The organism is Methylosinus sp. C49 (assembly GCF_009936375.1).
Lineage (GTDB): Bacteria > Pseudomonadota > Alphaproteobacteria > Rhizobiales > Beijerinckiaceae > Methylosinus.
In genome coordinates this window covers 3,864,097-3,884,958 of sequence record NZ_AP022332.1, presented here as the reverse complement: position 1 = coordinate 3,884,958, position 20,862 = coordinate 3,864,097, and the positions used below count along the sequence as shown (strand labels likewise).

At 60.2% G+C, this 20,862-nt stretch carries 19 protein-coding genes; 5 read left to right on the top strand and 14 right to left on the bottom strand.

What is annotated here, in order from left to right; genetic code table 11:
- Nucleotides 1–22: 22 nt before the first annotated feature.
- Both GYH34_RS18315 and GYH34_RS18310 read right to left on the bottom strand, forming a co-directional pair.
- On the bottom strand, nt 23–2,269 hold the full coding sequence (locus GYH34_RS18315; RefSeq protein ID WP_161914801.1) for a TonB-dependent siderophore receptor: 2,247 nt from the start codon (nt 2,267–2,269) through the stop codon (nt 23–25).
- 79 nt (nt 2,270–2,348) lie between these two features.
- Nucleotides 2,349–2,723, bottom strand: coding sequence for a hypothetical protein (locus GYH34_RS18310; RefSeq protein ID WP_161914800.1), 375 nt, complete (start codon nt 2,721–2,723; stop codon nt 2,349–2,351).
- Between the two features lie 207 nt (nt 2,724–2,930).
- Between GYH34_RS18310 and GYH34_RS18305 the strand changes: the two genes are divergently transcribed.
- Nucleotides 2,931–3,611: a response regulator transcription factor gene (locus GYH34_RS18305; protein ID WP_174242429.1), complete on the top strand. Its 681-nt coding sequence runs from the start codon at nt 2,931–2,933 to the stop codon at nt 3,609–3,611.
- A complete protein-coding gene (locus GYH34_RS18300; protein ID WP_161914799.1) occupies nt 3,608–4,990 on the top strand; it encodes a HAMP domain-containing sensor histidine kinase in 1,383 nt (460 codons plus the stop codon). Before GYH34_RS18305 ends, GYH34_RS18300 begins: the two co-directional genes overlap by 4 nt.
- Before the next feature lie 88 nt (nt 4,991–5,078).
- On the opposite strand, the gene GYH34_RS18295 is transcribed toward GYH34_RS18300, so the two are convergent.
- Genes GYH34_RS18295 through GYH34_RS18285 form a run of 3 tightly spaced genes read right to left on the bottom strand, consistent with a single transcriptional unit; the run spans nt 5,079 to nt 7,202 of the window.
- Nucleotides 5,079–5,378 carry an ABC transporter ATP-binding protein gene (locus tag GYH34_RS18295; protein ID WP_161914798.1) on the bottom strand — a complete coding sequence of 100 codons (300 nt, stop codon included), beginning with the start codon at nt 5,376–5,378 and terminating at the stop codon, nt 5,079–5,081.
- Between the two features lie 43 nt (nt 5,379–5,421).
- Complete coding sequence (locus GYH34_RS18290; RefSeq protein WP_161914797.1) at nt 5,422–6,519, bottom strand: ATP-binding protein; 1,098 nt, start codon at nt 6,517–6,519, stop codon at nt 5,422–5,424.
- Nucleotides 6,516–7,202 (bottom strand): response regulator, encoded by a 687-nt coding sequence (locus tag GYH34_RS18285; protein WP_161914796.1) that lies wholly within the window; start codon nt 7,200–7,202, stop codon nt 6,516–6,518. Before GYH34_RS18285 ends, GYH34_RS18290 begins: the two co-directional genes overlap by 4 nt.
- A 247-nt stretch (nt 7,203–7,449) precedes the next feature.
- On the opposite strand from GYH34_RS18285, the gene GYH34_RS18280 reads away from it, so the two are divergent.
- The gene (locus GYH34_RS18280; RefSeq protein WP_161914795.1) at nt 7,450–8,643 is read left to right on the top strand and encodes an efflux RND transporter periplasmic adaptor subunit; all 1,194 of its coding nucleotides are present in this window, start codon (nt 7,450–7,452) and stop codon (nt 8,641–8,643) included.
- Between the two features lie 8 nt (nt 8,644–8,651).
- Nucleotides 8,652–11,768 (top strand): efflux RND transporter permease subunit, encoded by a 3,117-nt coding sequence (locus tag GYH34_RS18275; RefSeq protein ID WP_161915088.1) that lies wholly within the window; start codon nt 8,652–8,654, stop codon nt 11,766–11,768.
- 38 nt (nt 11,769–11,806) lie between these two features.
- On the opposite strand, the gene GYH34_RS18270 is transcribed toward GYH34_RS18275, so the two are convergent.
- The 6 genes from GYH34_RS18270 to GYH34_RS18245 all read right to left on the bottom strand — a co-directional run bounded on the left by GYH34_RS18270 (nt 11,807) and on the right by GYH34_RS18245 (nt 17,100).
- Entirely contained in the window at nt 11,807–12,514 is a 708-nt protein-coding gene (locus tag GYH34_RS18270) for a sugar transferase (protein WP_161914794.1), read from the bottom strand.
- The gene (locus GYH34_RS18265) at nt 12,511–13,341 is read right to left on the bottom strand and encodes an aldolase/citrate lyase family protein (protein WP_161914793.1); all 831 of its coding nucleotides are present in this window, start codon (nt 13,339–13,341) and stop codon (nt 12,511–12,513) included. The genes GYH34_RS18270 and GYH34_RS18265 overlap by 4 nt, the downstream gene beginning before the upstream one ends.
- Before the next feature lie 91 nt (nt 13,342–13,432).
- Nucleotides 13,433–14,677: an alanine racemase gene (locus tag GYH34_RS18260; RefSeq protein WP_161914792.1), complete on the bottom strand. Its 1,245-nt coding sequence runs from the start codon at nt 14,675–14,677 to the stop codon at nt 13,433–13,435.
- The gene (locus GYH34_RS18255) at nt 14,674–15,636 is read right to left on the bottom strand and encodes an aminotransferase class IV (RefSeq protein WP_161914791.1); all 963 of its coding nucleotides are present in this window, start codon (nt 15,634–15,636) and stop codon (nt 14,674–14,676) included. Before GYH34_RS18255 ends, GYH34_RS18260 begins: the two co-directional genes overlap by 4 nt.
- Nucleotides 15,637–15,720: 84 nt before the next feature.
- Complete coding sequence (locus GYH34_RS18250; protein WP_161914790.1) at nt 15,721–16,524, bottom strand: class I SAM-dependent methyltransferase; 804 nt, start codon at nt 16,522–16,524, stop codon at nt 15,721–15,723.
- A gap of 15 nt (nt 16,525–16,539) precedes the next feature.
- The gene (locus GYH34_RS18245) at nt 16,540–17,100 is read right to left on the bottom strand and encodes a class I SAM-dependent methyltransferase (RefSeq protein ID WP_161914789.1); all 561 of its coding nucleotides are present in this window, start codon (nt 17,098–17,100) and stop codon (nt 16,540–16,542) included.
- A 38-nt stretch (nt 17,101–17,138) separates the two neighbouring features.
- On the opposite strand from GYH34_RS18245, the gene GYH34_RS18240 reads away from it, so the two are divergent.
- Entirely contained in the window at nt 17,139–17,315 is a 177-nt protein-coding gene (locus GYH34_RS18240) for a hypothetical protein (protein WP_161914788.1), read from the top strand.
- On the opposite strand, the gene GYH34_RS18235 is transcribed toward GYH34_RS18240, so the two are convergent.
- From GYH34_RS18235 to GYH34_RS18225, 3 genes are all read right to left on the bottom strand, one after another.
- Nucleotides 17,307–18,074: a glycosyltransferase family 2 protein gene (locus GYH34_RS18235; protein WP_161914787.1), complete on the bottom strand. Its 768-nt coding sequence runs from the start codon at nt 18,072–18,074 to the stop codon at nt 17,307–17,309. The two genes, GYH34_RS18240 and GYH34_RS18235, sit on opposite strands and share 9 nt — an antisense overlap.
- Before the next feature lie 16 nt (nt 18,075–18,090).
- Nucleotides 18,091–19,311 carry a hypothetical protein gene (locus tag GYH34_RS18230; RefSeq protein WP_161914786.1) on the bottom strand — a complete coding sequence of 407 codons (1,221 nt, stop codon included), beginning with the start codon at nt 19,309–19,311 and terminating at the stop codon, nt 18,091–18,093.
- A gap of 136 nt (nt 19,312–19,447) precedes the next feature.
- Nucleotides 19,448–20,782 carry a hypothetical protein gene (locus GYH34_RS18225; protein ID WP_161914785.1) on the bottom strand — a complete coding sequence of 445 codons (1,335 nt, stop codon included), beginning with the start codon at nt 20,780–20,782 and terminating at the stop codon, nt 19,448–19,450.
- Between the last annotated feature and the right edge of the window lie 80 nt (nt 20,783–20,862).

Sequence of the window (20,862 nt, the reverse complement as noted above, 5' to 3'; positions counted from 1 at the left end):
TTTCACGGCGAGGGCTCGCCCCTCACCATTGGAAATTGACCGAGCCCATGAAGGTGCGCGGTTGGCCGTAATAGGCGTATTGAGAGCCGTCGCTGTATTCGAAATAGTGGCGGTCGGTGAGATTCTTGATGTTGAATTGGAACTTCACCTTGTGCCCGTCGATCTCTGTCCGATAGGCGCCCATTGCGTCCAAGCGGACATAGCCGGGCAGCTTCCATGTGTTGTCGTTGGAGCCGTAACGCTCGTCCGACGCATAGAGCCCGCCGCCGAACTCGAAGCCCTCGGACTGATGCGGCGCGGTGTCCCATTTGGCCCAGAGGTTGCCGACATTCGGCGCGGCGCCATTGTAGCGCTTGCCGGCATTGCCATTGTTGTTGTCGTTGGTGAGCTTGACGGAATCGAATGTGTAGCTGGCGATGACGCTGAGATTTTCAGTGACCTGCCCCGCTATGTCGAGCTCGATTCCGCGGCTCGCGACCTCGCCGATCGCGATGCTGCGGCCGGGGAAGAACGGGTCGCGCTGGAGAAGGTTCTTCTTGCGCAGATCGAACAGGGCGAGGCTGGTCGTCACTCTGCCGTCGAGCCATAATTTCTTGACGCCCACCTCCCATTGCAGGCCCTCCTGTGGCGGAAAGGCGGAGCCGTCTCTCGAGGCGCCATTGTTCGAGCCGAAGGAGCGGACATAGCTGCCGTAGATGGATAGATCGTCCGTGACTTTGAACAGCACAGCGGCGCGGGGCGAGAGTTTCGGCTTGTCCTGATAGTTGTTTCCTGGAAATCCGGTGCAGAAGGGATAACAGCTCGCCCAGCCGTCGCCATAGTCCTTGGGGACGCCGCCTTGCGCCTTGTCCCATCGTCCGCCGAGCAGCAGGTGAATGCGATTGTCGAAGAACGACATCTGATCCTGCGCATAGACGCCGAAGTCTCTGTTGGTTGCACGCCAGAGCATGTTCGATCCGGTGATGTAGCGGTCGAAGGCGAGTTTCGAATTATAGACCCCATAGACCGGCGCATAGATATTGAGCGGATAGCCATAGCTGTCCGAGCCATTGGAGTTCCTCTCGGTCGAGAACCAGTCGATTCCGACGAGAGGGCGATGGGTGATTGGCCCGGTCTCGAACTCTCCGGAGAGATCGAGGTTGGTCGACAGCATCTGGATGGAATTGCGTTCGCCATAGAAGGCGCGGGAGATGGTCGTTCCGTCGAACCCGCCATAGGTCTCGAAGCCGTAAGCGCTATCATTGCTTCCAGAATAGTGGAGACGATTGGTGATCTTCCACTTCTCGTCGAACTTGTAGGTCCAGTCGTAGCCGATGAGCGTTCGGCGAACGACATAGGGCTGATTTTTCCACAGGCCCGGATCGCCGATCGAGAAGTTTCGTCCCAAATTGAGCGGCCGGTCATTGTAGCCGGGGATGACCTGCGCATTTCCGCTCGTGTCGTAGCGGAGATCGACTGGAATGGCGCCGACGCCGGATGGCCCGGTTTGCCGCTTCTCATAATGCTCGACCTGGACATTGAACTCGAAATTCTGCGTCGGCCGGAAGGTGAGAAAGAGCGCGACCGCGCCATTGTCGCGATGATCGAAATTCACGAAGGAATCGGCATGGTCATAGACGCCCATCAGGCGATAGAGGACGGTCTTCGCCTCGTCTACGGGGCCGGTCACGTCGAAGCTCGTGCGCGACAGCCCCCAGCTGCCGAACTGCTCGTTCGCTTCGGCCTTGAAAACCTCCTGCGGACGCTTGGTGACGACATTGACGAAGCCGCCGGGCTCGATGCGACCATAGAGAATGGAGCTCGGCCCTTTCACGATCTCGACGCGGTCGGTGAAGGCCACCTCCTCGCCGCCGAGCACGGCTTCGAGCTTCAGCCCGTTGCGATAGGTCTCGCCGTAGCCGGTCTTGAAGCCGCGGATGAGATAGGAGTCGAAATAGCGTCCCGTCGCCTGCACGCCGGAGACATTCTTGACCAACTCCATGGTGTTCAGACCTTGCTGATCGGCGATCAGCTCATGCGGTATGACCTGGACGGCGGCCGGAGTGTCGATGAAGGGCGTGTTGGTCTTCGTCGCGCCGAAGCTCGCCGAGCGCGCATAGCCCGTCTGCTTTTCGGGATCCGTCGCGGCGGCGTCCGTGCTGCGAGTCGGCTTGGAGCCGCTGCCGATGTCGATGACGGGCAAAGCCTCCTGCGCCGAGGCGACCGACGAGAGAAGTGCGATACCGAGCGCGCAGGCGGAGACGCCGCGCGATAGCGTGGTGGGAAACATGATGGTCACAGCTCCAGGCGCGGCGCATCGCGCTCGCGCGAACCGAGGGGATGTGCGGCTCGGGGCCGCCTTCGATCGGTCAGGGGCGAGCAGGCGGCGCGCGCGAGGACCAGGAGCTCGTCCATCCGCTCTGCGCGGACGGCGTGCGCGGGCTCTCGGGAGCGCGATCGAGAAAGACGGCGATCCGCCGCGCGAGGTGGTTCGACGCCGTCTCGCGCGGCGGCGGCGACGGACTCTGTTGCGCGCCGCAGCAAAGAACGCAGGCGGCCTTGTGATCGGCGTGCTGCGCGTCGCCGGCGGCGCCCGGCATGCAGAGCTTCGAGAGCGACGTCGTGGCGGTGGCGCCGACGCCCGCGCGCCGCATATGGGCCTGCCCCGCTGCGACGATGTTCTGCAGCAGCAGGACGAAGGTGAGCGTGCCGAAGGCGAGCGCGCGCAGCGTCGTCCCGAGCATCGCGCCTTTTTCCTTCCCTCGGAATAGCCGCTGCACAGTCGTCTCGTCTCCGTTGTCGATTTCCCGAAACGGTAGAGAGGCTTCCTATCACCAGTCTGTCAAAATTGCCCCGCCGTGATCTTCAGCCGGACTGTGACTTTACGGCAACATTCCGGCCGTGCTACGTCCGTTACGGGGCTGGGATAGACCAGACTGGAGCGGCGTCCAGTGAAGATCCTATTGGTGGAGGACGAGCCCGACATGTCGCGGCTCCTCTCCTCCCTGCTCAAAGGCGCAGGCTTCGTGATCGACCATGCGACGTCGATCCGCGAGGCGGAAGAGGCGACCCGGCAGATCGCCTATGACCTCAATCTGCTCGACCGGCGCTTGCCCGACGGCGACGGCGCCGAGTTGATTCCGCGCATCCGCGCCATGCGTCCTGGCGCGCGGGTGATGATGCTGACCGCGCTCGATTCGCTCACCAGCAAGGTCTCGGGGCTCGAGGCCGGCGCCGACGATTATCTGACCAAGCCCTTTCAGGGCGAGGAGCTCATCGCTCGCGTGCGCGCCTGCCTGCGTCGTCCCGGCAGCGCTTCGCTGCCGCCGATCCGCATCGGCGCGTTGTCATTCGATCCGGCGACGCGGGGCGTCACCATCGGAGGGAAGCCATTCGCCTTGCGGCGTCGCGAGCTCACGCTTCTCGAAGCGCTGGTCCGGCGCGCCGACCGCGTCGTGACGCGCGACGTGCTGCTCGACGAGGTGTTCAGCACCGGCGACGATGTGCAGGCCAATGCGATCGACACGCTGGTCTCGCGCCTGCGCCAGCGCCTCGGCTCGGCCGGCGCCGATGTGGCGATCCTGACCGCGCGCGGCATCGGCTATATGCTCACGGAGGCGGCGGGACGATGAGGCGCTGGTCGCTGTCGACCCGGCTCTTGCGAACGCTCGTCGTCACGCAGATATCGGCCTTCGCGATCGGCTGGTTCGTCTCCATCTTCCTCGATCATTACGGCGTGGTTGGATTCAGCTACGACGCGCTCAAATTCTACGCCATCATGCGCGCGCGCGAACTCGTGATCGCATCGCTGACGCGAGACGAGGGCGGCTTCGTTCGCATCGAGGCCTCCGCCGCTTTGCAACGAGAGATCGAGCGCAATCCCGGCTTGCGCTTCGCGGTGTTCGATCCGGAGAAGGAGCTGGTCGCATCCGGCTCGTCGCCGGAGCTCGCCCGCAGCTTTTCCGCGCTGCTGCCCTATAAGCCCCATTGGATCGAATTCACGCTCCCGGGTCGCGACGGCAGGGCCGTTATGGAGGATGGCGAAACGCCGATGGGCCGGCTTCAAGTCGTCGTCTATGGCTACAAGGGCCATTGGACCGATCTCGTGATCGGGTTCCTCAAACAATCCTGGGGTCATATCTATTATCTCGTCACGCCGCTCGTGCTGTCGGTTCCCGTCATGTGGCTCGCGGTCAGACGCGAGCTGCGGCCGATCCGCGAATTCACGGCGGGCCTGACCGGCATCGATCTGAACTCGCTGCATCAGCGTCTGCCTGAACGCAATTATCCCGACGAGCTGGCGCCGCTCGTGCGAACGACCAATGAGACGCTGGCGCGTCTCGACGACGGCGCCATGACTTTGCGCCGCTTCACCGCCAACGCCGCGCATGAGCTGCGCACGCCGGTCGCGATATTGAGCGCGCGGCTCGACGCGCCGGAGGAGCCGACGCTGAAAACCGACCTCAAGCGCGATGCGCGCCGCATCCGCAACATCGTCGAGCAATTGCTCGCAATCTCCCGTATCGGCGCGCGCGCCGAGGACGCCTTCGAGGAGCTCGACCTCGTCGAGACGGCGAGGGCCATCGTGTCGGATGCCCTGCTTCTCGCCTATCGCAGCAATCGGCAGATCGATTTCGTGGCCCCCGCCGGGACTGTGGCGATCCATGGCGATCGCATGGCGATCGAGTCCGTTCTCTCCAATGTCATTGACAATGCGCTGCGCGCGGAGCCTTCCGGCGGCATGATCGCGGTGACGGTAGACGCCGGGCCGTCCGTCGCCGTCGCCGATCATGGCGAGGGCGTCGCGGCGATGGATCGCGAGTTCGTCTTCGAGCCCTTCTGGCGCAAGACGACGATGGCGCCGGGCACGGGGCTGGGGCTGGCCATCGCTCGGGAGCTGATGACCATCCATGGCGGCCGCATCTGGATCGAGGACACGCCGGGTGGCGGCGCGACCTTCCGCCTCGCCTTTCCGCTGGCCACGATCGACGCCGGGCGCGCGACGACGTAGGAGTCACCAATGTGTTCGACGCCAACGACGCCTTCGGCCTTCTGCGCCAAGTCGAAGTCGGCGACGGCGCCGACCCCGCATCTGTCGCTCACCTTGACGATATCGAAGCCGCCGCGCCCGGTCGACAGGACAACGACGAACAGCAGGCCGGCCACCAGCCGACGAGCTGATGCAGATCGGAATAAGGCAGAGCCTCGTCTATGATTGCGCGCAGGAGAAAAGGCGACGACATGTCCGCGCATGCGCCGAGGAGCATCAGGGAGGCGACAATAGCGATCTTGGCGCGGTAAGGCCCGAACAGCTCGAGAACGCGGCGCAGAGACACATGCGTTGCGGCGACTTTCTCGTAATCGTTGTCGGGCCGGTCCATTGCGGGCGCGCCGGTCATTCGATAGTCCATGCTCGTTCGATCAGTTTCGTGGCGGGCGCCGTCATTCGGCTGGCGGTTCGCCGCCGATGTGATCGCGCTCCCGGACGAGCGGCAGAACGATCTCGAAGATCGCGCCGCCCGCCGCGGAGGCTCTGTATTGCGCGCGGCCGTGATGCGCCTCCGCTATGGCGCGCACCACGGAGAGGCCGAGGCCCGCACCGCCGTGCAGCCGTGAGCGTGAGCCTTCCGCCCGGCTGAATGTTTCGAACGCATGCGGCGCGAAGTCGGGAGCGAGGCCCGGCCCTTGGTCTTCGACTGCGATCACGAGCGCGCCCTTTTCCACTCGCGTCGAAACACGCAAGAGACTCGGCGTCGCGTAGCGTTTCGCGTTCTCCAGAAGGGCGAGCAGCGCTTGCCGCAATCGGACCCCGTCGCAGGCCAGCACGATTCGGCGGGTATCGAGCTCGATCGTGAAGCCGGCCTCGATGAGAGCGGGTTGCATGGCCTCGACGGCCTGCCGAATCTCCTGCTCGAGATCGGTCGGCTCGAAACGCATTTCCAGCCGGCGGCTCTCCGACAGTGTGACGATACGCAAATCGTCGACGAGGCGCGACAAGCCCTCCACTTGCGATAGGAGATCGCGGAACAATTCGTCGCTCGGCTCGAACACCCCGTCGGCGAGGCCGTGCAGCCGCCCCCGCAATATCGTCAATGGCGTGCGGAGCTCATGCGCGATGGCCGCGTTCCAGGAGGTCATCGCCGTGACGCTATCCTCGAGGCGTTGCGCCATCGCATTGAAGTCGTCCACCAGTCGAGCCGTTTCGCCGAGCGATCTGTCGCCCGGCGAGGCCCGCGCCGTGAGATCGCCAGCGGCGATGCCGCGCGCGCCTTCGGCGAGCGAATTGAGAGGCACGAGAATCCGCTTCGTCAAGCGAAGCGCAGCAAAGATCGCGATGACGAGAGCGAAGAGCAGCAGGACCGCGATCAGCACGAAGTCCGGCGCCTCGGGAAGAAGCGGCGGCGGCCCGGGCGGCGGCGGGTAGTAGGTCAGATAGATGCCGTAGAAGGTGAAGGTGCCGACGAAAACGATCATGACGGCGACGGCGACGACCGCGCTCATCGACAGCGTGATCTGTCGGCTCAAACGATGGCGGGTCATGGCGCCGCCAGCCGATAGCCGACGCCGCGCACGACATTCATCAGACCGGACGCGCCGGCCTCGTCGAGCTTGCGGCGCAGATTGCTCATATGACTGTCGACCGTCCGCTCGAGCGCGTCGCCGCCCGGTAGGCATGCGTCGACCAGCTCGCCGCGGCTAAACGCGCGCGAGGGCGATTTCGCCATATGGGCGAGGAGGCGGAATTCTGTCAGCGTCAGAGGCAGGGACGCTGCCGCTTCGCCGTCTCGCACCTTGGCAAGAAAGCTCTCGATGTCGATCTCGAGCTTGCCGATCCGTAAGACGGGGCTATCGCCGCGCGCATTGGTTCTCCGCAGAACCGCCTTGACGCGCGCGACGATTTCCGCCGGATTGAACGGTTTCACCACGTAATCGTCGGCGCCGAGACGCAGTCCCTGAAGGCGCTCGATGTCCTCGTCGAGCGCGGTGATCATGATGACCGGCGTGTCGCCGCGGCGCCGCAGCTCGGCCAAAGTCTCCCAGCCGTCGACATTCGGCATGTTCACGTCCAGCAAGACGATGTCCGGCTTCAGAATCGCATGTTGATCGAGCGCGATCCGGCCATCCGCCGCGCTCACGGTTCGCAGCCCTTCCCGCGCCAGATAGGCTTCCAGAATCGCGGTGATTTCCGGTTCGTCGTCGGCGATGAGAACGAGTTCGTTCATGGTCGAACGCTCGCGGGCTTGCTGACTGGGCTCATCGGTCCTCGCGGGTGGGACGGCGCCTTCGCGCGCTCTGGCCGCCCCGACATATGGCCGAAATTCCGGCCGCTGCAAACGCTCCCGACGCCTCGAGAGCGCGGACATCCGCGGTCTCCATCAAATCTCCATCAAATCTGCACGATTCTCGAACGGCGACGGCGTAGGTCACGATCGAACCCTAAGCCTCCGCAATATTCTCGAAAGCGCGCCCATGAATTTTCGCACGACGATCGCCGCCTTCACCGCCGCCGTCGCGCTCACCGGATGCGACTTCATTTCGAGCGACCGAGCCAAGGCGTCGCCCGAGCGGCCCGAGGTGGGCGTCGTCACCTTGCATCCTCGCAATGTCGCCATCGCCTCCGAGCTGCCCGGCCGCATCGTCGCTTCGCTGGTGGCGGAAGTGCGGCCGCAGGTCGCGGGGATCATTCAGAAGCGGCTGTTCCAGGAGGGTGGCGAAGTCGCCGAGGGCGCGCCGCTCTATCAGATCGATGCCGCCCCCTATCGAGCCGCGCATGACAGCGCCGTCGCCGCGCTGCGGAAAGCCGAGGCCACTGTGCCCAGTGCGCAAGCCAAGGTCGAGCGCTATCAGGGACTGATCAAAAAGAACGCTGTCAGCGCGCAGGATCTCGAGGAGGCCATCGCCGCGCTCACTCAGGCGCGAGCCGATGTGGCGACGGCGCAGGCGAATGTCGCGAGCGCCAAGATCAATCTCGACTATACGACGATCAAGGCGCCGATCGGCGGCCGCGCCGACAAGTCCTCGCTGACGCAAGGCGCGCTGATGACGGCCGGTCAGGCCGACACGCTCACCACCATCCGCACGCTCGATCCGATCTATGTCGACCTCACCCGATCGAGCGCCGCCTTGCTCGATCTGCGACAGGCCATCGACGAGGGCCGCATCCGATCGTCGGAGCGCAAAGTCGATGTGAAGCTGAAGCTCGAAAATGGTTGGGTCTATCCGATGACAGGGCGGCTCGAATTCACCGAGGCCAAAGTCAGCCAGACGACCGGAACCGCGACTGTGCGAGCGGTCTTCCCTAATCCGAAGCGACTGCTTCTTCCGGGAATGTACGCCCGGGCGATCGTCGAGGAAGGCGCCGCGCCCGGCGCGTTCCTCGTCCCTCAGCGCGCGGTCGTCCGCAACGTCAGGGGGCAGGCGACGGCGCTGGTGCTCGGCAAGGACGACAAGATCGAAGAGCGCGTGCTCTCCATCGGCAGGACGGTCGGCAATAATTGGCTGGTCACGGCGGGGCTCGACGACGGCGACCGCGTGGTTGTCGAAGGCCTGCAACTCGTGCGCGCCGGGCAACTGGCGAGAGGTGTCGAGGTCGTGATCGACGACGCCACCGGCGAGCTGCGCGAACGTGAGCCGACGACGACGAAAATCCAGGCGAAAGGCTGACGCGCGTGATCTCCGCATTTTTCATCGTCCGTCCGATCTTCGCCTCGGTGATCGCAATCGTCGTCATGCTCGGTGGCCTGCTGGCGCTCATCGGCCTGCAGGTCTCGCAATATCCGGAGATCGCGCCGCCGACGATCCAGATCACCGCCACCTATCCCGGCGCCGATGCGCGGACGGTCGAGAATTCGGTCACCAAGATCATCGAGCAAGGCATGACCGGCCTCGACCATCTCGACTACATGACCTCGACGTCGACATCGACCGGCCAGGCCGACATCACCCTCACCTTCACCAACGCCGCCAATCCGGATGTGGCGCAGATGCAGGTGCAGAACAAGCTGCAGCTCATCACCGCGCTGTTGCCGACCATGGTCCAGTCCAATGGCCTCACCGTCACCAAATCGTCGAGCGCCTTTCTGATGGTCGTCGGCTTCGCCTCGACCGACGGCAAGATGACCGGCACGGATTTGTCGGATTACGTCAAGAGCGCGCTCAACGACACGCTGAAACGGGTCGAGGGCGTCGGCAACACGCAGCTCTTCGGCGCCGGCTATGCGATGCGCATTTGGCTCGATCCGGACAGGCTCGCCGGATATGCGCTGAACCCGAGCGATGTCGCGAGCGCGATTCAGGCGCAGAACGCGCAAGTGTCGGCAGGACAGATCGGAGGCTTGCCGGCGCGCAGAGGGCAGCAGCTCAACGCCACCGTCACGGCGCAGAGCCGCCTGCAGACGCCGGAGCAGTTTCGGAACGTCATCGTGAAAAGCGCGGCCGACGGCTCGCTGGTTCGCATCGGCGATGTCGCGACCGTCGAGCTCGGCGCCGAGGACTATGTCAGCGCATCGACCTACAATGGCGCGCCGGCAACCGGCCTCGCCGTCAATCTCGCGACGGGCGCGAATGCAGTCCGCACGGCCACGGCGGTCAAGGCGGCGATCGATCGGCTCGCGCCGACGTTTCCGGAAGGAGTGAAGGTCGTCTATCCCTACGACACGACGCCTTTCGTCAAAATCTCGATCGAGCAGGTGACGCACACGCTGATCGAGGCGATCGCGCTCGTCTTTCTCGTCATGCTGGCCTTTCTGCACAATATCCGCGCCACGCTCATTCCGACGCTCGCCGTGCCCGTGGTGCTGCTCGGAACCTTCGGCGTTCTGGCGGTCGCGGGATATTCGATCAACACGCTCACCATGTTCGCCATGGTGCTGGCGATCGGACTCCTGGTCGACGACGCCATCGTCGTGGTCGAGAATGTCGAGCGCATCATGCATGAGGAAGGGCTGTCGCCACGCGAGGCCACGGTCAAATCCATGAGCGGGATCACCGGCGCGCTCATCGGCATCACGACGGTCTTGTCCGCGGTCTTCGTGCCGATGGCGTTCTTCGGCGGTTCGGTCGGCGTCATCTATCGTCAGTTCTCGGTCACGATCGTTTCGGCCATGGCGCTGTCGGTCGGCGTCGCGCTGATCCTGACGCCGGCGCTCTGCGCGACGCTTCTTCGTCCGCCGAAGGCGGGCGCCGAGAAGGCCGGCTTGTTCCGCTGGTTCGATCGCAACATGGAACGCGGCGCCGACGCCTATCGAGATGGCGCGCACGCCGTTCTGCGGCGCCCGAGACGCGGCTTCGCGGCTCTGGCCGTGATGATGGTCGCGGCCGCCGCGTTGTTCACGCGCTTGCCGAGCTCGTTCCTGCCGCAGGAGGACCAGGGCTATCTGATGGTCAGCGTGCAGCTGCCTGTCGGCGCGACCAGCGACCGCACGGAGCGCGCGCTCGATCGGGTGACTCGCTATTTTCTCGATCAGGAGAGCAAGGCCGTCGATGGCGTCATGACGGTGAGGGGCTTCGCCTTCAGCGGCCTCGGCCAGAATGTCGGCATGGCGTTCGTCGGCTTGCGCGACTTTTCGGAACGCAAGGCGTCCGACCTGTCGGCGAAGGCGGTGACGGAGCGCGCGACGGCCGCGCTCACCGGCATTCGCGACGCGCAGGTCTTCGTGCTGGCGCCCCCGGCAATCGAGGGATTGGGCACGAGCAGTGGCTTCGATTTCTATCTCGAAGATATGACCGGCTCCGGCCACGAAAAGCTCTTGGCCGCGCGAGATCATTTGCTCGCAGACGCCGCGCGAAGCAGGCTCTTGAACGGCGTGCGGCCGAACGGCCAGGACGACACGCCGCAATTTGCGATCGAGGTCGATCAGGAAAAAGCGAGCGCTCTCGGGATCGATCTCGCGGCCGTCAACGCCACGCTGTCGACGGCATGGGGCGGCGCCTATGTGAACGACTTCATCGATCGCGGCCGCGTCAAAAAGGTCTATCTGCAATCGGCTGCCGATTTCCGAATGCAGCCCGACGATCTCGACCGCTGGCATGTCCGGACTGCTTCGGGCGAGATGGCGCCTTTCTCGTCCTTCGCGTCCGGCCGCTGGACCTTCGGCTCGCCGCGCCTCGAACGTTACAACGGATCGCCCGCCGTTCAGATCCAGGGCGAGGCCGGGATCGGCGCCAGCTCCGGCGACGCGATGACGGAGATCGATCGTCTCGTCGCCGGCTTGCCGCCCGGATTTTCCCATGAGTGGACGAGCTTGTCGCGGCAGGAGCGGCTCTCGGGCAATCAGGCCACTGCGCTCTATGCGATCTCCGTCCTCGTCGTTTTCCTGTGCCTTGCCGCGCTCTATGAAAGTTGGACGGTCCCTCTCGCGGTCATGCTGTGCGCGCCGATCGGCGTGCTCGGCGCGCTCGTCGCGGCGCTGATGTTCGGACAGGTCAACGATGTGTATTTCAAGGTCGGCCTGCTGACGACGATCGGTCTCGTCGCCAAGAACGCCATTCTGATCGTCGAATTCGCGATCGACCATCAAAAGGCGGGCATGGATGTGATCGAAGCGACGCTGCTCGCGGCGCGCCAGCGGCTGCGCCCGATCGTCATGACGTCCTTCGCCTTCATCCTCGGCGTCGCGCCGCTCGCTTTCGCTAGCGGCGCCGGATCGGCCGCGCAAAACGCGATCGGGGTCGGCGTCATGGGCGGCATGATCGCGGCGACGGCCCTCGCCATCTTCTTCGTTCCCCTGCTGTTCGTTACCACCCTTTCATTGTCCATCGGCCTACGCGGCCGGGCGCATGGGTTTTGATCGGTGAGGATTGATATGAGTTCACATCTTCTTGTAGCTCAAAGAAATCGCCGGAGCGCCTCCGGCGGTGGCGGAAGGCGAATAAGCAATCTTCGATGATAGCCCCTCCGGGGACAAAGCACGACCAGCAACGTTGTTATTATCAGTTCGAAATACAGAGATACCGACTGGTTACAAACGAACCATCGTTCGATCCGCCCCTTGTAGGGCGTGATGACCTCCTCGTCGAAGCGAATGGGATCGGCCACTTCGGAAATGATCTTCTCCTCGTCGCGAAATAGCACCGAGCCGACACCCGAAAGACCCGGGCGGACCATGGACACGTAGACCCGATCCTCCGGTCGATAAGAATTGTAAAATCTCGAGGTTTGTGGCCTCGGCCCGATAATGCTCAAGTCGCCCTTGAGAATATTGAGGAGTTGCGGCAATTCGTTGAGCTTGGCGCGACGTAGGAAGCGACCGAGCGGGAGAACCCTGGGGTCGTCTGCCAATGTCAGTTCGCCAGCACCGATGCTCGGACTGTTCTTTAGCATGGTCGCAAATTTGAACAGTTCAAACTCTCGGCCTTTCTTTCCGATGCGCCGCTGCCGGAAAAAGACATTGCCCTCTCCCGTAAGCCGCAGCGCCAGCATGATCGGCGCTAACAGCGGAGCGAGCAATAGCAGCGCCGAGCCGGAAAGCAGGATGTCCGTCGCTCGGATGAGAACGCGAGTTTGAATTGAGACCTGAGAAACTTTGTGCGTCACGGACTCTCCCAAAGCGAGTCGAGCACCATTCGAACCTCGCGCTGCACTTGTAATCGGTTGAATTCAAAGAACACCGCATCTTGTTCAGCGAGCCACAATTCCATTGCGCGTATCGCACGCACACCGTCGTCGAAGTGTCGCGCGAACTCTGCCTTCTGATCGCTTATAGGCTGTGAACAAAAGCTACGCGCGAGGATTACGCCGACGGATCCCAGCCGATAGTGTTCGGCCAGAATATGCTCGGCAGGCGGAAGCAGCTCGCCGATGCGCGCCATGCCGCCAATTCCGAAGGCCACTCCCGTCGCCTGGATCTCGCGCGCCAATGCATCCATGGAGCCGTCAGCAAGAAATTCGAACATGAATCGTGTCTTACGCTCGATATGCAAATCGTTGAGCCCGACATGGATATAGTCGATACCCGGCGCCTCCAGAATTTTGTCAATGTCCCGGACGGCGTCCATCGTTTCCAGCAACAACCAAGCCTCGACCCGACCGCCGACGAGACGGACGAAACGGTAGACCTCTTCTTTCGTCTTGAAAAAAGGCAGCATTACCGCGTCTGCCCCGGCGGCGATCGCGCTGTCGACTTCGCCTTCGCTCCACTCGCCGAGCGGGTTGACGCGGACGAGCAACCTCGATCGCGTCAACACCTGGCGAATACCCTCGACGTCTTTGATAGTGTGCGTCGAAATGACGGTATTCCGACCGATCTGACGCAGATTCTTGCCGCGATATTCGAGGTCGACGAAAATCCAATCCACTCCCGCCGCTTCTGCGATCAGGGCGACATTGGGGTCTTTGGTGATATAGAGCAGTCGGATCGACATGTAAGGCCACCGCGGGAGAAGTCGCGATCGAGCGGCGCTTCCTCGGCCTCGGGAGGCTAAAGGCGGCGACGGTAGTGGAACGCCACGCCCTTCACTCGAAGGAATATGATTGAAATACGTCTTCGTACGTTTCTCGTCGCTTTATGAGCCGGTATGAAGCTCCGTCCGGATCAGGTTCCAGGATCGCGACATTCGGCAGAATAAACGGAGGCTTCATCACAACGGAGTAGGAGCCGACGTCGTCGAACACCACATAATCGCCCACGGATAGCCGTCCAGTGTATCCTTTATAGAGATAGTCACCTTCGATACATGTATAGCCGGCAAAATTCGCTCTCTCCACGAAGTGCTCGCCCTCAGTAGCGGAGAATACCGTGATCGGCGTGTTCTTGCGATTCGGCGTTGGATTGATGTTGTACGAGCTTCCGCTGAGCGTCACGATGGATTGGCCGCGAACGTCCTTTATACTATTGACGGCGCAAACGAACCTCATCGCATCTGCGACCAGAGCGGTGCCAGGCTCGACTATCAGAACGGGAGAAGGGTTTTTGCCCAGGCGGCGGAAGAACTCTGCGAAAGGCTTCGCCGCTGCGGCAGCGTAGTCGTTGAACTCCGGAATGGGGACCGGAAACTGCGCCGTCATCTCCGGCGGCATTCGCCCATATATTCCGCCTCCGAGGCTGACGAATTCGAAGCTCGCCACGCGGTCGCGAAAGAGCCGATCGATGACTCCGATCATGCCTTTCGTTCGGTTCTCCCAGCAAGCTAGGCTGCGGGTCGCGAAATGACACTGAAGACCCGCCAACGCGAGCGACGGATCGGCGTCGATGAGCGAAATCGCCTCCGTGAACGCCGCTCCCAGCACGTCGAAGCCCAAGCGTGAAAGGACGCCATCCTGGACGTCGAAGTTGCAGCGTAGACCGAGCTTGAATGGAGCCCGCTGGACTCCATCCGTCATTCGACGGATCGCACATAACTCGTCCCAGGAATCGACATTGACGGTTCCGCCACCCTCGAGCAATGATTTCACGTAGGCCGATTCTTTGTAGGGGCCGTTGAAGAATATTTTCTCATCGGGAACGCCGATCCGTCGAGCCAAAGTCAACTCCATGCTGGAGACAACCTCGGCGAAGCCGCCCAACTGATCGATGATCTGGCAAAACCTCGGCACATAGTTGGTCTTGTAGGAGTAGGCGATCCTCGTGCCAGGATAGTAGCTGCGAAAGGCCGCGCCGAGATCTTCGAAATTTTCGCGGAAGCGCGATGAATCCAGAAGATAGAAAGTCGACCCATGCTCTGCCGCTATGCGATCCAAAAGCTTATGGGACAATTTCATAGGCCACTCGCCTCCGGCTCGCTTTGACTGCGGGAATCGGTTTTCGCGCGGTTCACCGCCGTTCGCCAGTCCGGGTAGCGTCCGTCCACGCCCGAAGCCACGGCGAGGTAGCGGCGCAACATATCGACCGTGAGAGGCCCCGGCTCGCCTCGACCGACCTCGAAGCGGTCGATAGATACGATGGGGGAAATTTCGGCTGCGCTTCCACAGAGAAAGATCTCGTCGGCGAGATAGAGCTCGGTGCGATCGATCGTTCGCTCTCGTACCCCGATTCCGATATCGCGAGCCATGCGGATGACCGTGTCACGCGTGATGCTGTCGAGTACGGAGGAAGTCGTCGGCGGAGTGATCATCTCGCCTGATCGGACCATGAACAGACAGGCGCCGGCGCCTTCGGCAACCTTGCGATCCGCTCCGAGAAAAATCGGAAGATCGTAGCCGTCCCGACGCGCTTGCAGATGAGCGAAGCGCCCATTTATATAGTTTGCGCCGACCTTCGCGCGCGGGGGAAGGACATTGTCGTTGATCCGTTCCCAGGACGACACGCATGCCGCGAATTTCGGAATTTTGCGCAGGTCGGTGCGTGCCTTGGGCATTGGGGCGATGAACATCGAAATCGGCTCGCAAGAGCTCCAAGAGCCTTGGCCATCGCCAAATAGCGTAAGTCGAACAGCCGTGTCGCAGAGAAAATCATTCGCCTCGATCGCGTGTCTGAAGCTGCTTTCGATTTCCGCCACGGAGTAAGGCGACTCGAAGCTCACAATGCGTGAAGATTGCAACAGGCGATGCAAGTGATCCCGCAGCCTGAAGGCGTAGAGCACGCCTTCTTCCGCGTTCCAATAGCAACGGATGCCTTCGAAAACGTTCAATCCGAACTGCGCCACCGGAGACAGAACATTCACGAATGCCTGGCTCTGCCGAACGATCTCTCCGCGAAGCCAGATGAAGTTGTCTGCCATCACATTCCTTTGCGATTTTGTGGGAGCGGAGCCCCAGATCGGCTCTACCCTCCAGAGGACGCTGCAATATTCGGCGCACACCGGTCATCCCTTCGTGAGCGTCAACCATGTGTGCGTCGTCCTCAAATCTTCTGGGGAGAAACGAGCAAATTGCTCGGCGATTTGGAAGGGCGGCGGCGTTGTGACACTCGTCTGCCTTTCGATCGCAAATCCGTAGCGAGCGAATATATCGACGTATTGACTGCTGAGGAGACGATTTTGGTGGAGCAGTGGCGGGTTGAAACGCCTCCATCTGCGTTCGTCGTATCTCAGATAGTTGAGGTCATGTAATGATGCGTCGGAATCTGACCAATGATCCTTATGTGCGATATGGTGGGTCGAAACCCCACCATGGCGCAAAACTCGGTACAATTCCGACGCCAATCGTTCGATTTGCCCCAAGGGCACGTGCTCGAGCACGGACGTCGATGTAATCAAATCAAAGGAGTTGTCCTGAAAGGGAAGGTCAGGCGGATTGTAAACAATGTATTCGACGCCAAGCTCGGACATGGAGCCTGCATCGACGCGAAGCAAAATATCATTTTGCAGTCGCTCGGAGGAGAGCCGAGTGATGTCCGCGGCCGTGACCGCTCTCCCGCTGGCCGCCATCAGAATCGGGATGGCCAAGTCCGATCCGGACCCTAGGTCCAATACTGCAACGGGTGGGCGTCCGACGATCCTTGTGTAGGATGAGAGGTGCTTTTGCGCGATCACTCTGCGCGCTGCGAGCTGGGTATCCGAGATTGGCAGAGACTTGGTGACATAGAGTTGCGTGTAGCGATTTAGCTCGACTGAGCCAGGCGTCACAGACAATATCCACTGAATAGCGCTCTTGAGTTTAAAATTCATGAGGTGACCTATCGTTCATATACCGGAACGAGCAGATGCTATTCGAGACTTCCACACTCGCAATATGTTTCCACGATATGGACATATATCATCTATTAACAGATCGAACATGGCGCTATTTACGATCGTATCAAAATTTGAGGCCCCATAACACAAAAGCCAGACCGGCCGTTCTCCGTGTCCGCGTGATTTGATAGTATTAAATATCATTTCCAAGACAGCATCGTATATATCGATATCAAACGGATTAAATAAAAAGAAAACATTGAAATCTTTATACATATCAAATTCTAATGCGTTTTGATGTATAATTTCTACTCTATCTTCTAGATTTAGAGTGCTTACATTGTTCCGTGCAATATCGACGAGCCAGGATTCGACTTCAACGCCTGCGACCTTCTTGAACGGGAAATCCGCCGCATAACACACAACGCCTCCTTTGCCGCATCCAATATCCAAGAATTTATCCTCGGGCGAAATCGGAATCCGTCGTAGGATATCTGTCAGCGCATTTCGCGACGTCAATGCGTAACCATGGTTCCCCGGCGCCGTGATCCCCGTCGTTTTAGCGCGCATCGAAAAGTCCAGGCCTCGAGGCTTTTCGAGGAACGCCCATGTCAAAAAATACTCCAAATAGCGGAGAAATCGTTTGGACAAACGAAGTGCTCGTCGCATCCGTCTGGCTCCTTTGGACCAATGCCATGCCGGCATTCTCGGTCACGGCGACTGCTGCTCGTGCGATGGATATTGTTCGCATGGATCACGCGAACTCTATTGTCTTTTCAACCTGAGGCTCGTCTCCGCAGACCGTGGAGGATAGGTCTCAAATAGTGGTTGGCGACGCCAGCTGCCACATAGCTCGACAGAACCCTGCACCGCGGAACGAAGGATACATCGTTGAGGGAAAGCACTGTGTTCAAATAGTTCAATTGAACCCACTTGTTTTTTGTGGATCCTCCGGTCGAATAGACAACCAACGGAGTGCTTATCGAATGGAAGCGGAAATCAGGGGACTTGGTCAGTCGATGCCAAAAATCGATATCTTGAGCAAATCTGATATTCCTGAAGCGGTGCGAGCCGAGAAGCTCGCGGGTGATCAGAATCGTAGACGTCCCCAGGCCCCGCTTTAAAAATACGTCGTGTTGACCATCGGAGAGCGATGCTGGCGGTCGAATGACGACCTTCCCCTTCTCGAACGTGTAGCCGGTCGCGACAAAGGTGGCGCCGGCGCGCACGGCGGCGACCTGAACCGCCAGCTTTCCTGGAAGCCAGAAATCGTCCGCATCGAGAAAGGCGATGAGTTCTCCGTCCGCCATATCGAGCCCGATGTTGCGCGCACCGCCCGGCCCTTTGGGCCCAACATTCGGGATGACACGTACACGTTCACCGCCCTTCCGCCCGAGCTGCGCATAAATTTCATCGTCGTGAAACGGTCCGTCGTTACAGATCAGGACCGACAGGTCTTCCACAGCCTCGGCATTCGCGAAAGCGGAATTGACTGCCCGAGCAATCAACGCGATTTCTTTATGAAACGGCACAACGACGGTCAATCGCACAATTCGGTCCTCACCAACGCGTCGCGCGAACCGTCAGGGCGCTCAGAAGCGCAAACCGCCCGACGTACAAGGCAGACAAGACGCCGAGGGCGGCAATATAATCCGCCCCAACGACACGCAGCCCCATTAGGATAGCGAGCACTGCAATGACGAAAGCTGCCTCCAATAGGGTCAGTTGCAAAATGTCGTGATTCCAGAAAATGATTTCCCTGATGACCAGGGATAAGGCCAGACTGAGCTGACATATTAAAATGAACGGAATCAGCCCATATTTGTCGATCGATCGTTCTGAGTATTGATCTAGAACTACAAAACAGAGTACGATTCCAACGAAAGCGCTCCCGCCAACAATTGCATACATATTCCGGCTAAAAACAAGATCTTGAATTTTAAACTTAGATTGAAGTATATCTCTGCGCCTTAGGCTATAAAAAAAGTATTCAACTGCATTTTGTATAATAGACAGGCATGACACAAGTAACACGAACAACGCCATGTCCGACTGATTATAGATCATCACCACGATCCGATCCATGTATGCAATCGGCGCAGTGACTGCGGACAATATCCAGAAATTCGTCTGTTCGCGGCTCGCTCGCCAACCGTCGAGCAGCATCGACCATTGGCTGGGAAAATACGGCCATCGAAGATGCCCTGCATATGGAATTATATTGCCGAGCGCTAGCGCCGCCACGGCGCCGGTCGCCGCTTGCTCGTTTGACGCTACCGCGCAGACGACCGCCACTCCGAGCACCTGAATGAGGGCTTTGATCAAAATCTTGCGTCCCCATTCCGCGCGCGCGCCAAAGAAAATCAGGAATCTTTGCGATTCGTCGGCGAGACGTTCCGAGGCGAAATAGGCTACGACGATGAATGCCAGAAGAAATTGGCCGTTCTGCCAACGCATATATAAACTTATTGGAATTGCGGCTAACACTATCTGACATGCGACTGCATTTACATAGGAACGATAGCTTATTTTTAGCCCTCGGTGCTTTCGTTCACCGAAGTAGAGTTTATAGAAAACACGATGGCTATTGAACCCGGATGCCGCCATGGCGAGACTGACGACGACAAGCACCACGGCGATGAGCGATGCTGTCGAATTGCCGATCAATTGATTGACGACCAGCAATATTGCCGGCTTAGAGCCTAGCGCCGCCGTGCGCCCTAGAACATAGCTCCCCTCCACCTCGAGTTTGGAGACGATCGCAGGAAAAGCAATGTTCATGAATCTAAGGCCTCGCCGCCACCCAAAGACCGACCATCACAAACGAGCGTATCTTTCAGCGCAAGGGTTTCCCACTCGGTAATTCGCGTCAGATCGCGCGTCCGACTTTGCGACACGATCACGGCCCGAACGGCTTTCAAAGTATCCTAGCGCGAAGTCGCTCGACATTCTCGGCATCGCATCGGACATCCGGCGCCGCTTCTCTCGAACCATATCCTAAAGCGACCCATCCGATGGCGGTGAAAACCATTGGATCGAAAATCAACAAAAAATCCACGGGCGAAGCGAAAAAAATCGACGTGAACTCGAGCAGCACGGCCTCGCCCACCCAACTCAGCCGCCCCGCCATTCGCTGTCGCAATCGCCTCTGTATGCCATTGTAGGCCGCCAGATAAGCCGTCAGCGCAAACGGCGCGAGCCAAACCGGAAATGCGATGAGAAAGCTGGCGATCAATCCAGGCGACGAGCCTTCACGTTCACTGAGTGGGTAACGGTTGATCAGATTGTAGTTCAGGCGCCCGAGTGATCCGTTGAGGGGACGCTCGCTCGGCATACCAGTCAACGTCGAGAACCGAAACCAGGCATTGCCGAGTGGCGCCATCAGATGATCGAATTGACCGCCGACATCGACCTCGACGAATTCATGAACCGCCACCACGAGGGAGTACCAATGCACCGAGAGCCTGCCGATCAGGTAGTCGGCGAACGCGCCTTTGCCCCCCGCCTCCATTTCCGTGATCACCTCCAAGGGGGCTATGTCCCTCTTGATCGCATCGCCGATCACATAGGCGCCGCCTCCTAGGATGATCGTAACCGCGGCAAAGAGCAGTTTTCGAAGTGTAACACCTTCGAGAACGGCAGCGCTCGCTCCGGCGCTAACGCGGAACAACCAGCGCCTCAAGGTATCGGGCGCCAAAAACGCGACGCAAGCCATTAGCACCGAAACCATCGGACCGATGCCCGTCGCCGTGAGCGACAAGCATGCGATCACCAACACCAATATGACGCGAACAGAAATCGGTCGCGCGACGTAGCGGAAAAAAATTAGGATGAACAGCAGCATCTCGACGAAATTCGGGGCCAGGACATACAGCAAGGTCGTCAAATCCAACGACGAAGAGAGCCCCTCTCCCGAGTAACGCCATCTCGCAAGCCCCAGTGCTGCACCTGTGATCGCGACGCCGAGCACGATCGACAAGAATACAATCAGCGTGCGCACCGGAAGGTTCCATGTGGATGGGAGCACGCGAGGGAGGGAACGATGGCCTATGATCAAAAATTCAAAGTCAAATGCGAAGGCTCCAACGATCCCCATGAGCAGGACAGCGTAGAGCCAACTGAAAACGCCATTGCTCGGATTGAGATATATTTCCGATTCGTATCCTGTGAGATAATTCAGCGCAGCAGGCAATATATATGTATATAGTAAATATAGTAGAAGAACAGGATTCGCGAGACGGATCGGTTTCATAACGCGCCTTCCATGAGCCAATGCAGTTTCCGCATCCTAGCTTCCGTCCCGATCCGGGAGACGCGGGGGAGTCGAGTTCA

What these genes read in the sequence shown, in the direction of transcription:
- GYH34_RS18290 (WP_161914797.1), bottom strand. Translation starts at nt 6,519, where the DNA reads ATGACCCGCCATCGTTTGAGCCGACAGATCACGCTGTCGATGAGCGCG.
- GYH34_RS18260 (WP_161914792.1), bottom strand. Translation starts at nt 14,677, where the DNA reads ATGAAATTGTCCCATAAGCTTTTGGATCGCATAGCGGCAGAGCATGGG.
- GYH34_RS18265 (WP_161914793.1), bottom strand. Translation starts at nt 13,341, where the DNA reads ATGTCGATCCGACTGCTCTATATCACCAAAGACCCCAATGTCGCCCTG.
- GYH34_RS18285 (WP_161914796.1), bottom strand. Translation starts at nt 7,202, where the DNA reads ATGAACGAACTCGTTCTCATCGCCGACGACGAACCGGAAATCACCGCG.
- GYH34_RS18300 (WP_161914799.1), top strand. Translation starts at nt 3,608, where the DNA reads ATGAGGCGCTGGTCGCTGTCGACCCGGCTCTTGCGAACGCTCGTCGTC.
- GYH34_RS18240 (WP_161914788.1), top strand. Translation starts at nt 17,139, where the DNA reads ATGTCAAAAAATACTCCAAATAGCGGAGAAATCGTTTGGACAAACGAA.
- GYH34_RS18280 (WP_161914795.1), top strand. Translation starts at nt 7,450, where the DNA reads ATGAATTTTCGCACGACGATCGCCGCCTTCACCGCCGCCGTCGCGCTC.
- GYH34_RS18250 (WP_161914790.1), bottom strand. Translation starts at nt 16,524, where the DNA reads ATGAATTTTAAACTCAAGAGCGCTATTCAGTGGATATTGTCTGTGACG.
- GYH34_RS18225 (WP_161914785.1), bottom strand. Translation starts at nt 20,782, where the DNA reads ATGAAACCGATCCGTCTCGCGAATCCTGTTCTTCTACTATATTTACTA.
- GYH34_RS18310 (WP_161914800.1), bottom strand. Translation starts at nt 2,723, where the DNA reads ATGCTCGGGACGACGCTGCGCGCGCTCGCCTTCGGCACGCTCACCTTC.
- GYH34_RS18245 (WP_161914789.1), bottom strand. Translation starts at nt 17,100, where the DNA reads ATGCGCGCTAAAACGACGGGGATCACGGCGCCGGGGAACCATGGTTAC.
- GYH34_RS18230 (WP_161914786.1), bottom strand. Translation starts at nt 19,311, where the DNA reads ATGAACATTGCTTTTCCTGCGATCGTCTCCAAACTCGAGGTGGAGGGG.
- GYH34_RS18315 (WP_161914801.1), bottom strand. Translation starts at nt 2,269, where the DNA reads ATGTTTCCCACCACGCTATCGCGCGGCGTCTCCGCCTGCGCGCTCGGT.
- GYH34_RS18295 (WP_161914798.1), bottom strand. Translation starts at nt 5,378, where the DNA reads ATGACCGGCGCGCCCGCAATGGACCGGCCCGACAACGATTACGAGAAA.
- GYH34_RS18255 (WP_161914791.1), bottom strand. Translation starts at nt 15,636, where the DNA reads ATGGCAGACAACTTCATCTGGCTTCGCGGAGAGATCGTTCGGCAGAGC.